This is a genomic window from Mycobacterium simiae, from assembly GCF_008370645.1.
GTDB classification, from domain to species: Bacteria; Actinomycetota; Actinomycetes; order Mycobacteriales; family Mycobacteriaceae; genus Mycobacterium; species Mycobacterium simiae_A.
Genome location: NZ_VTZN01000113.1, coordinates 1 through 17,735 on the forward strand (window position 1 = coordinate 1; position 17,735 = coordinate 17,735).

Annotated in this window: 19 protein-coding genes and 1 pseudogene; 9 read left to right on the forward strand and 11 right to left on the reverse strand. The window is 64.6% G+C overall.

From position 1 onward, the window contains the following. Window positions 1-374, forward strand: a pseudogene (locus F0Q45_RS29415) (PPE domain-containing protein); the annotation flags it as partial. Window positions 375-683: 309 nt separating this feature from the next. On the opposite strand, the gene F0Q45_RS17165 reads toward F0Q45_RS29415, so the two are convergent. From F0Q45_RS17165 to F0Q45_RS17190, 6 genes are all read right to left on the reverse strand, one after another. Further along, window positions 684-3,188 (reverse strand): FtsX-like permease family protein, encoded by a 2,505-nt coding sequence (locus tag F0Q45_RS17165; protein ID WP_149655091.1) that lies wholly within the window; start codon window positions 3,186-3,188, stop codon window positions 684-686. Beyond that, the gene (locus F0Q45_RS17170; protein ID WP_373425013.1) at window positions 3,188-3,868 is read right to left on the reverse strand and encodes an ABC transporter ATP-binding protein; all 681 of its coding nucleotides are present in this window, start codon (window positions 3,866-3,868) and stop codon (window positions 3,188-3,190) included. Before F0Q45_RS17170 ends, F0Q45_RS17165 begins: the two co-directional genes overlap by 1 nt. A 144-nt stretch (window positions 3,869-4,012) precedes the next feature. Beyond that, window positions 4,013-4,513, reverse strand: a complete 501-nt coding sequence (locus tag F0Q45_RS17175) for a lipoprotein LpqH (RefSeq protein WP_149655078.1) — start codon at window positions 4,511-4,513, stop codon at window positions 4,013-4,015. Window positions 4,514-4,605: 92 nt separating this feature from the next. Then, a complete protein-coding gene (rfbC, locus tag F0Q45_RS17180; protein WP_149655079.1) occupies window positions 4,606-5,214 on the reverse strand; it encodes a dTDP-4-dehydrorhamnose 3,5-epimerase in 609 nt (202 codons plus the stop codon). 1 nt (window position 5,215) lies between these two features. Further along, window positions 5,216-6,211: a dTDP-glucose 4,6-dehydratase gene (gene rfbB, locus F0Q45_RS17185; RefSeq protein WP_149655080.1), complete on the reverse strand. Its 996-nt coding sequence runs from the start codon at window positions 6,209-6,211 to the stop codon at window positions 5,216-5,218. Between the two features lie 9 nt (window positions 6,212-6,220). Then, a complete protein-coding gene (locus F0Q45_RS17190; protein ID WP_149655081.1) occupies window positions 6,221-7,081 on the reverse strand; it encodes an LLM class F420-dependent oxidoreductase in 861 nt (286 codons plus the stop codon). Window positions 7,082-7,387: 306 nt separating this feature from the next. Here F0Q45_RS17190 and infA point away from each other — a divergent pair, with 306 nt between their 5' ends. The 8 genes from infA (at window position 7,388) to truA (ending at window position 12,001) form a co-directional block, all read left to right on the forward strand. Further along, window positions 7,388-7,609: a translation initiation factor IF-1 gene (gene infA / locus F0Q45_RS17195; protein WP_003418601.1), complete on the forward strand. Its 222-nt coding sequence runs from the start codon at window positions 7,388-7,390 to the stop codon at window positions 7,607-7,609. A gap of 34 nt (window positions 7,610-7,643) precedes the next feature. Continuing rightward, window positions 7,644-7,757 carry a 50S ribosomal protein L36 gene (gene rpmJ / locus F0Q45_RS17200; protein WP_003879483.1) on the forward strand — a complete coding sequence of 38 codons (114 nt, stop codon included), beginning with the start codon at window positions 7,644-7,646 and terminating at the stop codon, window positions 7,755-7,757. A 167-nt stretch (window positions 7,758-7,924) separates the two neighbouring features. Then, window positions 7,925-8,299, forward strand: a complete 375-nt coding sequence (rpsM, locus tag F0Q45_RS17205) for a 30S ribosomal protein S13 (protein ID WP_149655082.1) — start codon at window positions 7,925-7,927, stop codon at window positions 8,297-8,299. A gap of 4 nt (window positions 8,300-8,303) precedes the next feature. Continuing rightward, window positions 8,304-8,726, forward strand: a complete 423-nt coding sequence (gene rpsK, locus F0Q45_RS17210) for a 30S ribosomal protein S11 (RefSeq protein WP_149655083.1) — start codon at window positions 8,304-8,306, stop codon at window positions 8,724-8,726. Between the two features lie 19 nt (window positions 8,727-8,745). Then, window positions 8,746-9,351: a 30S ribosomal protein S4 gene (rpsD, locus tag F0Q45_RS17215; protein WP_149655084.1), complete on the forward strand. Its 606-nt coding sequence runs from the start codon at window positions 8,746-8,748 to the stop codon at window positions 9,349-9,351. Window positions 9,352-9,486: 135 nt separating this feature from the next. Beyond that, window positions 9,487-10,530 carry a DNA-directed RNA polymerase subunit alpha gene (locus F0Q45_RS17220; RefSeq protein ID WP_149655085.1) on the forward strand — a complete coding sequence of 348 codons (1,044 nt, stop codon included), beginning with the start codon at window positions 9,487-9,489 and terminating at the stop codon, window positions 10,528-10,530. Window positions 10,531-10,572: 42 nt separating this feature from the next. Continuing rightward, a complete protein-coding gene (rplQ, locus tag F0Q45_RS17225; protein ID WP_149655086.1) occupies window positions 10,573-11,163 on the forward strand; it encodes a 50S ribosomal protein L17 in 591 nt (196 codons plus the stop codon). Beyond that, the gene (truA, locus tag F0Q45_RS17230) at window positions 11,048-12,001 is read left to right on the forward strand and encodes a tRNA pseudouridine(38-40) synthase TruA (protein ID WP_262491046.1); all 954 of its coding nucleotides are present in this window, start codon (window positions 11,048-11,050) and stop codon (window positions 11,999-12,001) included. Before rplQ ends, truA begins: the two co-directional genes overlap by 116 nt. Here the strand turns inward: truA and F0Q45_RS17235 are convergent. From F0Q45_RS17235 to F0Q45_RS17255, 5 genes are all read right to left on the reverse strand, one after another. Then, window positions 11,998-13,140: a PPE family protein gene (locus F0Q45_RS17235; protein WP_149655087.1), complete on the reverse strand. Its 1,143-nt coding sequence runs from the start codon at window positions 13,138-13,140 to the stop codon at window positions 11,998-12,000. The genes truA and F0Q45_RS17235 overlap by 4 nt on opposite strands. Before the next feature lie 41 nt (window positions 13,141-13,181). Beyond that, window positions 13,182-14,237, reverse strand: a complete 1,056-nt coding sequence (locus tag F0Q45_RS17240) for a PPE family protein (protein WP_149655088.1) — start codon at window positions 14,235-14,237, stop codon at window positions 13,182-13,184. A 217-nt stretch (window positions 14,238-14,454) separates the two neighbouring features. After that, window positions 14,455-16,128, reverse strand: coding sequence for a purine-cytosine permease family protein (locus F0Q45_RS17245; RefSeq protein ID WP_149655094.1), 1,674 nt, complete (start codon window positions 16,126-16,128; stop codon window positions 14,455-14,457). 257 nt (window positions 16,129-16,385) lie between these two features. Beyond that, window positions 16,386-17,042 (reverse strand): cutinase family protein, encoded by a 657-nt coding sequence (locus F0Q45_RS17250; RefSeq protein ID WP_149655089.1) that lies wholly within the window; start codon window positions 17,040-17,042, stop codon window positions 16,386-16,388. Window positions 17,043-17,092: 50 nt separating this feature from the next. Then, on the reverse strand, window positions 17,093-17,735 hold a 643-nt coding region (locus F0Q45_RS17255), incomplete at its 5' end, for a cutinase family protein (protein WP_149655090.1).

Below are 17,735 nucleotides of genomic sequence, written 5' to 3' on the forward strand. Positions count from 1 at the left end.
CGGCTGTGGCGATGGCCGATACGGCGGCCCGCTACACGGGTTGGCTGGGCGCGGCGGCAGGCAGGGCGACGGGTGCGGCCACACAGGCGCAGGCGATGGCCGATGCATTCGAGGCCGCGCGGGCGGCGACGATTCATCCGCTAGTGGTGGGGGCCAACCGAAAAGGCTTGGTGCAGTTGGTGTTGTCAAACTTCTTCGGGCAGAACGCGCCGGCGATTGCGGCCGCTGAGGCCCAGTACGAGGCAATGTGGGCTCAGGATGTGTCCGCGATGGTTGGCTATCATGCCGGGGCATCGGCGGCCGCGGCGCAACTGGTGCCGTGGCAGCAATTGCTACGTAGCCTGGCCAGCCAGCTCGCCGCAGCGCTGGGCCTGCCGCCCGTCATCAACCCAGTGCCCGCAGACCCCACCTTGATGAGTCAAACCACCAATTTCGGCTTGTTTACCAGCACGGCCCTTGCTGACCCGGGCGACGACAATTTCGTCGGGCTTATTATCTCAAGCCCGTTCTTTACGAATACTTTGACGTCCGGGTTTGAACCCACCCTCGGGTTGGGGGCGCCCGGGCAGACGATAAACACGTTCCAAAGCCCAGTGCTTCCATTCTTGAACAGCTCGATCGCGCTGCCTTTCACAGATCCGCTTGCTCCGCTGTTTGTGGCGCTGCTGCCGCTCGGCTTCTGACTATTCGACCGCGACAGCCTCGACGATTTGCAGCCGCGCCGCGCGGCGCGCCGGCGGCACCGAGCCGAGCAGGCTAAGCCCCAGCGCGCCGGCAGCGAACGCGAAAGCCGATGGGCCAGGATGGAATTCGACCGCGAAGCTCATGATGTCGGCGCTGACGATGCTGTAGAGCCACTGATCGGTCAGACCGAACGCCAGTCCGGACATACCACCGACAATGCCGATAGCCGCCGCCTCGGCCGAAACCATCTGGACCACGAACCGACGACTGGATCCCATCGCCCGCAGCACCCCGATTTCGCGGCGACGCTCCAGCACCGACACCGTCAGCGTGTTGAGCAGCGCGACCGCCGCCACGAGAACGACGAGCATCCAGACGGCGTTGGCGATGAACATGCTCTGCCGCAGCGGAGCCTCGGCGCCGGCCAACGCCGCGCGGCCATCGTAGACGTAGTTGGGCGGCGGCACCGCGCGGGCAACCTCGGACAGCAGGCGATATGGGTCCGCGCTCGGGGCCGCGGTGACCTGCAGCGTGGTCGCTGCCGGGCGGTCGAACCAAGACCGCAGGTCATCCAGGCTCATCCCGACGGTGCCGATCACGGTGGAGAAGTACGGAACCAGAGCCAGCACTGCCGGCTCTCGCGTCCCGTGCGGCGTCTGCAGCAGCAGGCGGTCGCCAACTCGGACTCGCAGGGTCTTGCCAAGATTTTGGGTGAGCACCACGCCCTGCCCGGCGAGCACCTCGGCGCGTACCCGCTCATCGAGCGTGCGGTAGAGGGGATCGGCGGTTCCGGCCGAAAAACCGTCCAGCAGCACCCGCGTGCCGCCCACCACACCGAAGGCGAAGGCGCCCTCGGTGACATGCGCGACGCTCGGATTAGCGGCTAGCTTCTCGGCGAGGCCTTGAGGTAGCGGGTCGGTGGGATAGCGGTCCGCAGGGCCAGCGGTGACCCAGACATCGACCTCGGCCAGCGACGCGTAGAGGGCGCGTGCCGAGGAAATCATGTCGTTGTTGGCGCCGGTGATTACGACGGTGGTGACAACCGCGATCATCACGGTCATCACCGTGGCCCACACCCGGCGCGGCGCCCGCTCGATCGTGGCAGCCGCGAGTGCCCCGGCCGATCCGAGTAGCCGAGCGGCTGCGGCCGACGCCTTGACGATAGGTGTGGTGAGTGCGAAGCCCAGCGCCATTTCAGCCCCGAGCAGCGCCAGGGTTGCGGCAAACGCGTAAGCGCCGCGGTGGCTCACGACAAGGATGACTGACACCGCGAATACGGCTATGGCGCCCACTCCGGCGGCGAGCCGCAGCCACCGCGGTATGGCATCGGCCGCGGAGGCCCCCACCGGAGCTAACGCCTCGATCGGCGCCACCCTATACACCTGCCGCGCGGCCATCGCCGCCGCCGCCATGCTGGTAACAACCGCTGCCGCCACGGCGGCCGGTATCGCGTAGCTGGGCAGCCAGTACTGGACGCGTGCCTCCAGCCCTTGAGCGATTGCCGGCGGCAACCGCCCAATCGCGATGCGGCCCATAATTATTCCGATGCCCGAACCGACCGCGCCGCCGATCAGGCCCAGCAGGGCGCCTTCCGCGAGCAGGTCACCCACGATGGTGACGCGGCGGCCGCCGATGGCGCGCAGCATCGAGATGACCGGCCGGCGCTGGGTGATCGCCATGGTCATCGTGGTGTAGATCAGAAACGCGCCGACCACCAACGCAACACCGGCCCCGAGCAGGGCCATGTAGTTCATTAGCTTGACACCGTCACCGGCGCGAGTCGCCCGCATGCTGGGGTCCGCGACGAGGGCCCGGTTGTGCACCGCGCTGGTGACCGCCGCCCGTACCGCGGTGAGATCGGCGCCCGCGGTGGTGGTGATCAGTATCGAGTCGAGCTGGCCCCGTCGGTCGGTGAGGCTCTGCGCCACGGCAAGCGGAGCCAGCACAAAATGACCGCCGTTGAGCTCGGATAGCCGCCGGCCCGCGAGGACGTCGGTGACCGTGACCGATCCCGAGCCCAGCTGGAAGGTATCGCCGATGGGGTGACCGAGACCCGGTCCGACCTGAACACCGTTGAAAGCCAGAGGCATCGTCTCCGGCGGTGGTGTCCCGGCATCTTCCAAGGCCCCGCGCAACTCGGCGCTGCTCGCGTCCGCACCGAACAGCAACACCGGCCCGGATGCGGTGGGCGCAGACATCCGGATCATCGGCGCCGCCGTCCGGACTCCGGGAACGGCCGCGACATCAGCCGTGATGGTGTCCGGGAAACCAGCGTCGGTAATGCCCGACACCTCCAGCGCGGCGATGCCGGCGACGCCGTCGGCGAGCCGGTTGACCGATCCGGTGATCGAACCGAAGATCCCGAAGACCGCAACCAGATACATTGCGGCCACCGCCATTACAGTGAGCGAGGCGATGGTGCGCCGCTGATGCGCAGCCAGTTCACGCAAGTTGAGCAGTCGTAGCCGGCTTACGGCGGCCGGCAGTGCCGAACCCCGCCGTATCACCGAGCCGCCGTGAGGTCGGAGCTGAGCCGTCCGTCCCGCAAGGTGATCACTCGATCAGTCGCCGCGGCAGCCGCTGAATTGTGGGTCACCATCACTACCAACCGACCCTGACCCGGCTCGTGCGCCAGATCTGCCAGCAGATCTAAAATCGTTGCGCCCATTGCTGAATCGAGGTTTCCGGTGGGTTCATCGGCGAGTATCAGCGGCGGGTCCATGAACAACGCGCGGGCCACCGCGACCCGCTGCAGCTGACCTCCCGACAATTCCGCGGGCCGGTGCTCGGTCCGGTTGCCGAGCCCTACCCGGTCCAGCAGTCGAACCGCTTGCGGTTTGGCCTTTCCCAGTCGGAGGCCGTCGAGCAACGCAGGCACCGCCACGTTCTCCCACGCCGACAGCGTTGGCAACAGGTTGAAGAACTGAAAGACAAAGCCCACGCAGCGACGGCGGAACTCGGACTGCTGCGCGTCGCCGAGGCAGCCGATCTCGGTGCCGTCGAAGGTGATCGACCCCGAATCAGGCAAGTCCAACGCGCCGAGCAGATGCAGCAACGTGCTCTTGCCCGCTCCCGACGGCCCGACGATCGACGCGAATTGCCCGCCGTACAGCCGCAGGCTGATCGCGTCGAGGGCGCGTACGGTGTGAGCGCCGACCCGGTAGTCGCGCACCACCTCGCGCAGTTCGATAGCCAGCGCGTCATTGTTGAGTTCGCCGACCACGGTTCGCTCCGCACCCGGACCGCCCGGTACGTGATGACCGCGACCCATGTCGATACCACGGCGTCAGCCGAAGATCGGTTCGACCTATCCCGGCAAGGTTGGGATTTACGGGCAGGTGACGTCAACCTCGAACGGCTTATGGACCTGCTTGCCGGCAGTGTCGACACCGCTGGCGATGCCGCTGATTTGGTAATAGTTGCCGGTCTTGGTGGCGCTGGCATTCTCGTCCGGCACGCCCTCGGTGAAGCTCATGACCACACCGTCGACGGTGCCCAGGCCGGCGCTGTGGACCACCGACCCGTCGGGCTCCAGGCCGACGATGACACCCGTGACCATGTCGCCGATGGCGATGGAAAACCTGCCGGCGTTCGTCGAGCACACCACCGGGCCACTGACGTTTTGGGGCTGGCCGCCGATGGTGACCCGGGTTTCTCCGGATGCGGCCGCGGTGGTGCTCGACGTGGGCGCGGACGCTGAACTCGCGGCGGTGCCCGACGACGTCGCTGAGCTGGAAGAGGTCCCGGGCGATTTCTCGTCACTTGAGCACCCCGCCGTGCCGGCGACGATGATCGCCGCCCCCACTGCGATCAGCAACTCACGCTTCACCGATGTCTCCTTCTGGTAGGTCTACACCCGCGATATCGGCGGATTCCGTCAAGCAGTATGAATCGCCGCGCTGCCGCAGTACAGAACTTCGTTTATTCGGCGCTCAAGTGGCCAATGAACTGCTGGGTCGCCTCCCACGTCGGCAGGACGCCGGAGGCGCGGACGGCGGCCAAGCTGGGCGCCGCGGCGTCGCGGTCGGACAAGCTGGCGGGGACGCCATGGACCAATGGCCAGTCGATCGCCAGCGACGGATCGGTCGCGCAGATGGTGTGCTCGCGTTGCGGGTTGTACTCAGCCGAGCATAGATACATCACGGTCGAATTATCTTGCAGCGCAAGGAAACCGTGCGCGAGGCCTTCCGCGATGTAAATGGACCGGTGATCTCGGTCGTCGAGCAGCACTGAATCCCATTGGCCGAATGTCGGTGAGCCCAACCGAATATCGACGACGACATCGAATACCGAGCCGGACACGCAGGTCACATACTTGGCCTGACTCGGGGGCAGCTGGGCGAAATGCAGGCCCCTGAGCACACCCGCCGACGACACGGAGCAGTTGGCCTGCCGAACCTCCAACCGGTGGCCGGCAAATGAGCTGAACTTACGCTCGGTCAGCCACTCGAAGAACAGCCCACGCGAATCGCCGTGGATGGTGGGGGTGATCTCCCACGCGCCCGGGATGCCGAGTTCGCGTACCTTCATGTCACTGACCGCGTTCTTCGTAGCGCGCCTCCGCGGCGTCCTTGAGCGGCCGCCACCACGACTCGTTCGCGCGGTACCAGTCGATGGTCACCTGCAGGCCTTCTTCGAAGTCGGTGTGCTTTGGTGCCCAACACAATTCGTTGCACAGCAACGACGGGTCGATGGCGTAGCGTAGGTCATGGCCGACCCGGTCCGTGACGTGGTCGAAATCGTCGGGGTCACGGCCCATCATGCGTAACAGGGTGCGCAGCACGGTCAAGTTGTCGCGCTCGCCCTCGGCGCTGATGAGATACGTGCGGCCGATCTGCCCCTTTTCCATGATGCGCCACACCGCGCTGTTGTGGTCGTCTACGTGAATCCAGTCGCGGACGTTGGCGCCGCTGCCGTATAGCTTGGGCCGCCGCCCGGTGAGCACATTGGTGATCTGGCGCGGGATGAACTTCTCGATGTGCTGGTACGGACCGTAGTTGTTGGAGCAGTTGGAGATCGTCGCGCGGACACCGTAGGAGCGCACCCAGGCCCGCACCAGCAGGTCGGCGCCCGCCTTGGTCGCCGAGTATGGACTCGACGGGTTGTACGGCGTGGACTCGGTGAATCGCTGTGGATCTGCGAGCGCTAAGTCGCCGTAGACCTCGTCGGTGGAGATGTGGTGTAGCCGTACCCCGTAGCGTCGGACTGCTTCCAGGATGGTGAAGGTGCCGACAAGATTGGTGTGCACAAACGGTTCCGGGTCGTCCAGCGCGTTGTCGACGTGGGACTCGGCGGCAAAATGCACGACTGCATCAGAATCGGCCACCAGCCGCGAAACCAACGCGGCGTCGGTGATATCGCCTTCGACCAAGGTGATGTCGTCGGCGACATCGGCCAGCGAGTCCCGCCGACCCGCGTAGGTGAAGGCGTCAAGGACTGTTACGTGATCGTCGGGACGCTCGCGCACGGTGCTGTGCACGAAGTTCGCGCCGATGAAGCCGGCTCCACCGGTGACTAGCATTCGCATGGTCAAACCCTAACGGGTGAGCTCCAGTGCTCCGGCGAGTTCGATCAGCGCGGGCTCCAGCTCGTCTTCCCGCGAGCGGGGCAGTATCTGAACCGTCACGTGGTCGGCGCCGGCCTGGAGATGCTCGTTGAGGCGTCGCGCGATGGCGTCGGGAGTGCCATACGCCACCAGGGCGTCGATCAGCCTGTCGCTACCGGGCTTGCGGACGTCCTGGTCGCTGAAGCCCAGCTGCAGCCAGCTGTTGACGTAGTTGCGCAGCCCTAGGTAAAAGCCGATGAACTTGCGGCCGACCGCACGGGCCTCGGCGATGTCGGTGGTGAGCACGATTGTGTGTTCCGGGGCCAAGAACACAGTGTTGCCGACTAATTGGCGAGCGTTGCCGGTGTGTTCTGGCGTGGTGAGATACGGGTGGGCGCCCGCGCTGCGTTCGGCTGCCAGGCGAAGCATGGTGGGGCCCAGGGCTGCGAGCAGGCGGCGGCTGTCGGGCACCATCGCCTCGTCGAGCTCATCGAGGTAGCCGACCAGTGCGCCATAGGGTTGCTGATACTGCTCGGTGTGCTCGGGGTGACCCACCCCGATGCCGAGCAGGAACCGTCCCGGGTGCGTGTTTTCGATGCGCCGGTAGGACGCCGCCACGTCGCTGGCCGGCGCCGTCCAGATGTTGACGATGCCGGTGGCCAGCTGTAATGACGTGGTGTGGTCGAGCGCCGGCTCGACCCAGGCTAGATCGGCGTCGGGCGAGGCGCCGATCCAGGCTGCGCCATAGCCCAGCGATTCGATATGCCCGGCCAGCTCCGGCTCAATGGAACGGGTGCCCAGCCAGACACCGAACCGGCCCACGTCCGGTTTGAGTGACACCGCCTCGCTCATTTAGCTCCTATACCCGTTACCAGCTCAGCGCACCCGCGTCACCGGCGCCGGCGTTGCTCACTAGTGGCTTCAGCATCGGTAGTATCGGTGATGGTCCGTCGGCCAGCAGGCCGCCGTGAGTTAGTCCGGTGGCGTTTTGCGCCGAGTACAGAAGTACGGGTAATGTGGACCAACGGTGCGGCGCGTCGTGCCGGCTCCTGGCGTGCCCAGTCTTGGAATATCCACCACCGGCTCACGTTGAGTAGTCGTGGTACGTGCTGCGCCGAACCCGGTGCACTGACAAGAAGTGAGGATCGCCAGAAAGTAATGGCCAAGAAGGACGGTGCCATAGAGGTCGAGGGCCGCGTGGTCGAGCCCCTGCCCAATGCCATGTTCCGCATTGAGCTGGAGAACGGTCACAAGGTGCTCGCTCACATCAGCGGCAAGATGCGGCAGCACTACATCCGCATCTTGCCCGAGGACCGGGTGGTGGTGGAGCTATCTCCCTACGACTTGTCCCGGGGCCGCATCGTGTACCGGTATAAGTAGCGCAACAACCCCAGAGAACAGGACCGAGACCGCCGTGAAGGTGAACCCGAGCGTCAAGCCGATCTGTGACAAGTGCAGGGTGATCCGTCGGCACGGGCGGGTTATGGTGATCTGCTCCGATCCGCGCCATAAGCAGCGGCAAGGCTAGCAGCTTCCGCGCAACACAACTAAATGTAGACCTTCCAGTACCAGTGAGCGGTTGGCATCAATTGAGATGGGCCAGCTCATCCACGCCCGGACGGAGGCCGGGCCCCGCAAATCGACGGGAACGGGCTGGGATAACACCTCCGCTGGAAAAAAGAGGAAACGCCACCTATGGCTCGATTAGTCGGCGTCGATCTGCCGCGTGACAAGCGGATGGAGGTCGCCCTGACCTACATCTACGGCATCGGCCGCACCCGCTCGAACGAAATCCTGGCAGCCACCGGCATCGACCGGGACGTACGCACCAAGGATCTCACCGACGACCAGCTCACCCATCTGCGGGATTACATCGAGGCCAACCTGAAGGTCGAGGGTGACCTGCGCCGGGAGGTACAGGCCGACATCCGTCGCAAGATCGAGATCGGCTGCTACCAGGGTTTGCGGCACCGCCGCGGCCTGCCGGTGCGTGGCCAACGGACGAAGACCAACGCGCGGACCCGCAAAGGCCCCAAGCGCACCATCGCAGGCAAGAAGAAGGCCAGGTAACCGAATGCCACCGAAAAAGGCAACTGGGGCAGCCAAAAAGGGACAGAAGTCCCCGAAGGTGCGCAGGCGGGAGAAGAAAAACATCCCGCACGGCGCCGCCCACATCAAGAGCACGTTCAACAACACGATCGTGACCATCACCGACCCGCAGGGCAACGTCATTGCCTGGGCGTCGTCGGGTCACGTCGGCTTCAAGGGTTCCCGCAAGTCGACCCCCTTCGCCGCTCAGCTGGCCGCGGAGAATGCCGCACGCAAGGCTCAGGAGCACGGAGTGCGCAAGGTCGACGTGTTCGTGAAGGGCCCGGGCTCGGGCCGCGAGACCGCGATCCGGTCGCTGCAGGCCGCCGGCCTTGAGGTCGGCGCGATTTCCGATGTCACCCCCCAGCCGCACAACGGCGTCCGTCCGCCCAAGCGACGCAGAGTTTAGAAGCGTTCAGGAGAACCCCATGGCTCGTTACACCGGACCCGTCACTCGCAAGTCACGCCGGCTGCGCACCGACCTCGTCGGTGGCGATCAGGCCTTCGAAAAGCGTCCCTACCCGCCCGGCCAGCACGGCCGGGCCCGGATCAAGGAAAGCGAATACCTGCTGCAGCTGCAGGAGAAGCAGAAGGCCCGCTTCACCTACGGCGTAATGGAAAAGCAGTTCCGTCGCTACTACGAAGAGGCCGTGCGCCAACCCGGCAAGACGGGTGAGGAGCTGCTCAGGATCTTGGAGAGCCGGCTCGACAACGTGGTCTACCGCGCCGGGCTGGCCCGCACTCGCCGGATGGCCCGCCAGCTGGTCAGCCACGGGCACTTCAGCGTCAACGGCGTGCACGTCAACGTGCCCAGTTACCGAGTGGCGCAGTACGACATCATCGACGTGCGCGACAACTCGTTGAACACGGTGCCGTTCCAGATCGCGCGGGAGACCGCGGGTGACCGTCCGACCCCGAGCTGGCTTCAGGTAGTAGGGGAGCGGCAACGCATCCTGATCCACCAGCTGCCCGAACGGGCACAAATCGACGTTCCGCTCACCGAGCAGCTGATCGTCGAGTTCTACTCGAAGTAAACCCACCCTCGGGGGGCGAGCCCCCCGAGGACCCCCCAGAAAACCCACCCTCGGGGGGCGAGCCCCCCGAGGACCCCCCAGGAAAACCCGGATGGCATCAAATAGCGGGTGCCGAGAAGGAGAAGAACAAACACCATGCTGATCTCTCAGCGACCCACCCTGTCTGAGGAAGTTCTCACCGACAACCGGTCCCAGTTCGTCATCGAACCGCTGGAGCCAGGATTCGGCTACACCCTGGGCAATTCGCTGCGGCGCACGCTGTTGTCCTCGATTCCGGGTGCCGCCGTTACCAGCATCCGCATCGACGGCGTGCTGCACGAGTTCACCACCGTGCCCGGAGTCAAAGAAGACGTCACCGACATCATCTTGAACCTCAAGAGCTTGGTGGTGTCCTCCGAGGAGGACGAGCCGGTCACGATGTACCTGCGCAAGCAGGGCCCCGGTGCGGTCACCGCGGGTGACATCGTGCCCCCGGCGGGAGTCACCGTGCACAACCCCGGTATGCACATCGCGACCCTGAACGACAAGGGAAAGCTGGAAGTCGAGCTCGTCGTCGAACGTGGCCGCGGTTACGTCCCGGCGGTGCAGAACCGGGCTTCGGGCGCCGAAATAGGCCGTATTCCAGTTGATTCCATTTACTCGCCGGTGCTCAAGGTCACCTACAAGGTGGACGCCACCCGGGTAGAGCAGCGCACCGACTTCGACAAGCTGATCCTCGACGTGGAGACCAAGAGTTCGATTACCCCGCGCGACGCGCTGGCGTCGGCCGGCAAGACGTTGGTCGAATTATTCGGCCTGGCGCGCGAACTCAACATCGAGGCGGAAGGCATCGAAATCGGGCCATCGCCGGCCGAGGCCGACCACATTGCGTCGTTCGCGCTGCCGATAGATGACCTCGACCTGACTGTCCGCTCTTACAACTGCCTCAAACGCGAGGGCGTGCACACCGTGGGTGAACTGGTTTCTCGTACCGAGTCCGACCTGCTCGACATCCGCAACTTCGGTCAGAAGTCCATCGACGAAGTCAAGGTGAAGCTGCACCAGCTGGGCTTGTCGCTGAAGGACAGCCCGCCGACCTTCGACCCGTCAGAAGTGGCGGGCTACGACGTCGCCACCGGCACCTGGACCACCGAAAGTGCCTACGACGACCAGGACTACGCCGAAACCGAACAGCTCTAATCGGACTCAGCGCCGTCGAGTATCTAGACAGGAGCATTAGCAATGCCCAAGCCCACCAAGGGGCCACGCCTCGGCGGGTCGTCTTCGCACCAGCAAGCGATCCTGGCCAACCTGGCCACGTCCCTGTTCGAGCACGGTCGGATCAAGACCACCGAGCCCAAGGCTCGGGCGTTGCGGCCGTACGCGGAGAAGCTGATCACCCACGCCAAGAAGGGCGCACTGCACAATCGGCGGGAGGTGCTCAAGAAAATCCGCGACAAGGATGTGGTGCACACCCTGTTCGCCGAGATCGGGCCGTTCTTCGCCGACCGGGATGGCGGCTACACCCGCATCATCAAAGTCGAGGCGCGCAAGGGCGACAATGCGCCCATGGCCGTGATCGAGCTGGTGCGGGAGAAGACGGTGACCTCCGAGGCGGACCGGGCTCGTCGGGTCAAAACTTCCAAGGCTGCCGCCAAGGCGGCGCCGGTGGCTGCGGCGGCGGCACCGCAAGCAGCGGTCGACCCGGATGCGGCAGTTGGTCCGACAGCTGAGGAAGCCGAGGCCGAGCCCGCCGCCGAGGCCCCCGCCGAGGCTCCCGCCGCCGAGGCCGAGCCCGCCGCCGAGGCCCCCGAAGAGGCCGCCGAGAATTAGTGGGGACGTCCGTCTGCGGCTGGACATCGCTTACGACGGAACCGATTTCGCCGGGTGGGCAACCCAGCAGGGGCAACGTACGGTCGCCGGCGTGCTCGACGCGGCACTGACGACAGTAATCCAAGCACCGGTGCGGCTGCGCGCGGCCGGGCGAACCGATGCGGGAGTGCACGCCACCGGCCAAGTGGCCCATGCTGACGTGCCTGTCGACGCGTTGCCCAACCTCTATTCGCGTTCGGCACGTCCCGGCGACCCGGAGTTTCGGCCGCTGGTACGGCGGCTGGGCCGCTTCCTACCCCACGACGTCCGAGTGCTCGATATCGCCCGTGCGCCAAAAGAGTTCGATGCCAGATTTTCGGCGCTGCGTCGCCACTATGCTTATCGGTTGTCGACGGCGCCCTACGGTGTGGAGCCGCAGCACGCGCGATATGTCACCGCCTGGCCGCGGGATCTGGACGTGGCGGCGATGGCTGCTGCGTCACGAGAACTGTTGGGATTGCACGACTTTGCCGCGTTCTGCCGTCATCGCGAAGGCGCAACCACCATTCGCGACCTGCAACGGCTGGACTGGTCGCGTGAAGGTCACCTGATTTCCGCGCATGTCACCGCGGATGCGTTCTGCTGGTCGATGGTGCGCTCACTGGTCGGGGCCCTGCTAGCCGTCGGCGAGCACCGGCGCACTGCCCAGTGGTGCAGCGAATTGCTCACCGCGACAAGCCGTTCCAGCGACTTTGCGGCCGCGCCGGCGCACGGACTGACGTTGATCCGGGTGGATTATCCGCCCGAGGACCAGCTCGCGTCGCGCGTGTTGATCACCCGGGACCTGCGCTCGGGTTAGCCCGCCGACGGGGGACGGGTCACGATGGTGGGACGGAACCCATATTTGGGACCCGCACCCGTCGAGCCTCGGCTCGAACCGGCCATCGGCATGCCGCCTACCACGTTTCCGGATGACCCGACATCTGCAGGCTCAATCACATCGCTGACGAACATCGACGTGCTGCTTGGGCTCGCTACCGGGCTCGATCCGGCCCAGCTGGGCGGAACCGATAGCTTGCCGATCGTGTTGGCCTGGGCCAGGCCCCCGGACACCGGTCCGCCACTGACCACTCCGGCTGCCCCGGCCGCGGCGGCGGCAGCCTCCGGCGCTGCGGCCGCGGGGCCGATCAGTCCCGCGGTCTTTGCCGTGGAGGTAAAGAAGCTGGCAATGCCGGCGCCGAAGAAAGGCAGCCCGAGCGTGTCGTAGAAGAAGTTCGCGAACGGTGCATACCACTCCAAGAACCGCTCGATGGGACCCGAGGTTGCTGACGCGGCGGAGGCCAGCGGCGTGGTGAGGTCTTGCAGCACGGTGGGGAGTTCCGAAACCAGGCGTGACAGCGTGCTCTGCGTGGCCCCGGCAGTGGTAGCGGCGGCATGGGTCACCGCCCCAGCCTGGGCGCCCGCCGCGGTGGGACTGGCGGTCTGTGGCGGCGACACGAAGGGGGTGACAGCCGAGGCGGTTGCCGATGTGCCAGCGTAGGAGTACATGGCAGCAGCGTCTTGTGCCCACATCTGGCCGTAGTGGGCTTCGGTGGCAGCGATCGCGGCGGTGTTCTGCCCGACAACGTTGGTTGATATCAGGGCTGAGAGTTGGGCACGATTTGCCGCGATCTGCGGGGGTGGCACCATCGCGGTGAACGCGGTCTCGTACCCCGCAGCGGCAATGCGCGCCTTGCTGGCAGCCTGCTCGGCCTGGGCGGCGGTGGCGCGCATCCACGCCACGTATGGCGCGACAGCGCTGGCCATCGTCACCGCCGAGGGGCCTATCCATCCCTCGCTGTACAACGCGGTGATCACTCTCTCGTATTCGGCAGCGGCAGCACTTAATTCGGCCGCCAATCCGCTCCAGGCCGACGCAGCGGCCAGCATTGGTGTCGATCCGGGTCCGCAATACATGCGCATGGAGTTGATCTCCGGCGGTAGCGCTCCAAAATCCATCGCTATCTCTCCTCAATATCTCTATAAATCAACGACGTTGTTTATCCAGCGGCCGGTGGACGTAGCATCACTGTTGGGCGTATTCCGTATCGGCGTCGAGCGAATGCGGTCCGCCTTTCGTTTTCCATCGGCGCATTCGGGAGCAGGGCTCTGCTGCCGGGCGCAGCGGCGTGATCAGTTGAGCCGACGGTGCGCGAAATCTCGGTTGCTGTGGTGTTAACCGCATCCGGCGGTGTGGCCCATATTGGTGGCACCGATACCAGACCGACTTTGTCCGCTTGACCCAACGCGGCTGACACCGGTCGGGTGACGCCGGGCACAAACGGCGGGGCGAGCGGGATTGCGCCCGCGGCCTGGGTTGTGGCGGCGACGGATTCGGGGATGAGTTGTTGGGCGAAGAGAGTGCCCAACTGAAAGATCCCCGCCAGAAAGTAGGTCAGTCCCCAGGTATTGACTAACGCGTTCCAGTCCGCGGTGGGCAGGATGGGGAACGAGGGCTTTTTCAGGAGTGAGAGCCCTTGTTGGGCTGCAGCTTTAGCGACCGATGTGGCCTGGTTGGCCGGTCCGGCCGGATCGGTGGTATTTGGTGGCGGCACAAAAGGGGTCAGCGCTGAAGCGGTCGCCGATGAGCTGGCGTAGGCGTTCATCGCGGTGGCGTCTTGGGCCCAAAACTCGACGTATTCGGCTTCTGTTGCTGCGATCAACGGGGTGTTCTGTCCGAAGAAGTTGGTTGCGATTAGAGCCGCCAACAAGATTCGATTGGCCGCGATCACCGGCGGGGGCACAGTCATTGCAAATGTGGTCTCGTACGCCGCGGCAGCTGCACGGGCTTGCATGCCCGCCTGCTCGGCTCGCGCGGCCGTCTCGCTCAACCAGGCGACGTATGGTGTGACTGCGGCGAGCATGGTGGCCGAGGCGGGGCCTAACCAGCGCAGGCCGGTCAGTTCGGTGATGATTGAGCTGTAGCCACTTGCCGCCCCGCCGAGTTCTGTTGCCAGCGCATCCCAGGCTCTCGCGGCGGCCGTCAGCGGCCCCGAGCCTGGCCCGGCGTACATCCGACTGGAGTTGATCTCTGGTGGCAGGGTTCCGAAATCCATCACGTTCGCGACTGCCGGACGGGCATGGTATCACTGGCGTCGCCCCGGACGGGGCGAACGTCGATAGTCATTGACCCTCCTGAACAACGGTAAAGGCAGCTTGCTGCGACATCACCGTCGTCTGGAGCAACGGGCGCATGCGGCTATCCGCATTCCGATTAGTATCCTACTAAGATAATAGCGTATAACAACAGTACGATTTACAACTAATTCGGGGTCAGCGCGTTATCGATTCCTGTGCGAGTTCCGCCAGCACATGCTCGGCCCGTTTGTCGGTGGACAAGCACAGTGAGCACACGTGCGCGCGGTGGGCCTCGCAGGCCAGCATGTCGGGCCGTTCGAAATCGTGACCGCAAACATGACAAGCCAGCTGCTCAGCCGAGGGGTTGCCCAGTTCGTCGTACATCGGCAGGTCGATACCGTCGTGCCGGCGCCGCAGGTAATACCTGCCTCTGGTGGCGATCGCCAAGATCGGTGGCAGCACCGTTGCGACAACAATCGCAACCAACGGTGAATAGGGCCGCACGGTGGCGCCTAGGCCGCCGAAGAACGCGATGATTGAGAGCCCTGCGGCCAACAGCATTGACCCAAAGCCGACCGGGTTAATGGCGTACAACATGCCGCGGCGAAATTCTGGCGTCTTGGGTGAGAGTCCGAATAGGTACTTGTTGAAGACAATGTCGGAGGCCACCGTCACCACCCATGCCATGCCGCAGTTGGCATAGAACCCGAGGATCGTGTTGAGGAAGTCAAACATGTTAGCTTCCATGAGGATCAACGCGATTGCCAGGTTCACTCCGAGGAATACGACACGACCTGGGTAATGCTTGGTGATCCGGGTAAACGAATTGGTCCAGGCCAAGGAGCCCGAGTATGCGTTCGTCACGTTGATCTTGATTTGACTGAGCACCACCAAGATCACGGCCAGTGCCAGGGCCAGCCAACCCGGCATGAAGTTGCGGTAAATCTGCATGAATTGGTACACCGGCAGATTTGCGATCGCCGTCGCACCGGCGATATGGGAGATCAGATAGACAGCCAGAAACAACCCCATGATCTGCTTGAGGGCACCGAAGACCACCCAACCCGGCCCGCCCAGCAGTGTCCACGTCCACCACCTGCGCGAGTTCTCCGGCGTGCGCGCGGGCATGAAGCGCAAGTAATCGATCTGCTCGGCGATCTGGGCGATCAAGGACAGGCACACACCTGCGGCCATCAGGGCCGAGCCGAGAGACATCCCGCCGTGACCATCCGTACCGGCATAAGAAAAGAACTCGCCAATGGATTCGGGATGACTGACCACCAGATAGCCGAACGGGGCCACCATCAGCAAAAGCCACAGCGGGGTGGTCCAAAGTTGCAGCTGTGAAAGGACTTTCATGCCATACATGACCAGCGGGAAGATCATCAGCGTCGAGGCGGCGTAGCCCAACCACAGTGGGATATGCAGGCCCAGTTTGAGGCCTTGGGCCATGATTGAGCCTTCGAGCGCAAAAAAGATGAACGTGAACGTGGCGAAGATGACATTGGTCACCACTGACCCGTAGTAGCCGAAACCGCTACCGCGAGTGATCAAGTCCAGGTCGATGTTATAGCGGGCTGCGTAATAGGCCAGTGGGAGCCCGGTTACCAGGACCACGACAGCGAAAATCCCGATTCCCCAAAGGGCATTCGCGGTACCCCAGGTGATGCCGACATTGGCGCCGATCGCAAAGTCCGCCAGGTAGGCGATTCCGCCGAGCGCCGATATCCCTACCACGGCCGGAGACCACCGTCGGTAGCCGCGTGGCGCAAAGCGCAGTGTGTAGTCTTCGAGCGTCTCCTTGGTGACCCTAGGGCGATCGAAGTTTTCTGGGGCCGCGCATATCACGTCTGCGGCGGTTTCCTGCATCACCCTCCTAAGCGAAATCACCAGGCAGCGGCAGCCGACATCCTTGGGGCGGCCCGCGCACTTGCCGCCGTGGAAAGTGTGAAAGTCGTTTTGCGTCTCAGCGTTCCAAAAAACGACATTGAGGTCCAGCGCGATCCTAACCCCGACTTGGGTGGTGTTCCATTCAGAACTGGCATGGCACAGCGATGTCGAAGTGGTCGCCAAGGTGCCTCACAAGATCGCCGAATCGGCTCGATGGTGTGGTGTTTGGGCTCGAGTCAGATCCTGCCGGCGACGAAGCTGGCTGCTTGGTTGGTCATTCCCGGCACGTACCCGGTGTGCGCCTTCCACTGGTTGCCGTCGGAACAGATTGGGTCTCCGTCGGTGCACAGGTTCAAGATCTTGCCTTCGAAATGCGGGCTCAGAGCGGTCATTAGCCCGCCCGCCCGGCCAGAAGGGTTGCCGAACAAGGTGACAGCGAAGACATGATCGGCTGCGTCGGCCGGCAGTGGCTGGGTGAACCCCAGGCCGGGTAGCGGTGCGGCGGTGACGATGTCGATCACCGCCGCGCCTTGCGAGTACCCGCCCAGTACTAGCTTTGTGTCCGGGCACGCGTTGGCCATCTGTTGCACGTGGTCGCTGGCGTCGTTGGCGCCGTCCGCGGCTGCCAGGAAATCTTTGTTGGCTGGGTAGTTGACTCCGTACGCCCCGATGTTCCTGCCGGTCTGCTGGCGTAACGAGGCGAGCATCGCATTGCCGACTCGGCCCAGGCCCGGTGGCTCGCCGGTTCCTCGGGCGAACACCACCTCGACGTCCGGGCAGGACGCGAATGCCTTGGGTGTCACCGGTGACATAAGTGACAACGTGGTCGCCGCGATGACGGCGGCCGCTAGCCTGGCTGTGAGTCTGGTTCGGCCAGAGGAGATAAGCCGCATGCCGCGATTTTACGGGCTCCTTGACGCTTGCTGTCTTAGCGTTAGCTGCGTTAGCGAACCCGCCCGACCGCTCCGGGTGCCTGAGTGGCTGGTCCGGGTGCCTGCGGGATAGGACCGGGTAACTGCACGATGGGCGCCGTCGGCGCAGCCCAGAGTTTGGCTGCTACGAACCTGGCCGCCTGCGTGGTGTAGGTCGGCACGTAGCCCTCGGTGTGGCCGCTCCATTCGTTGCCAGGGCCCGCATGACAGATCGGGTCGCTGGGGTTGCACAGGTCAATCGCCTTGGCGCCCAACAAGGCGCTTTGGGTCGCCAGCGATCCGCCGGACCGGTTGGCCACATTGCCGAAGACGGCGACGGCCGCGATGCTGTCGGCATATTCGGGCGGGAGGGAGTTCCCAAAAGTGATGCCGGCCAACGGAACGCCCGCGACGATGTCGATCACGTCGGCACCCTGTGAGTAGCCGCCCAAAACCAGCCTGGTGTTCGGGCAGGATGACGCCATAGACCGCACGCGGGCAATGACGTCGTTGGCGCCGTCGCCGCCGTGCAGCTGAAGCCGGCTGGCGGCGTAGTTCACCGCGTACACGCCGATGCTCTTGCCGCTTTGCTGGCGCAGCGAGTCGACGAACGCTTCGCCGACCTGGCCGATGCCCGGAGGCTCGCCGGTGCCGCGCGCGAAAGTGACTTCGGCG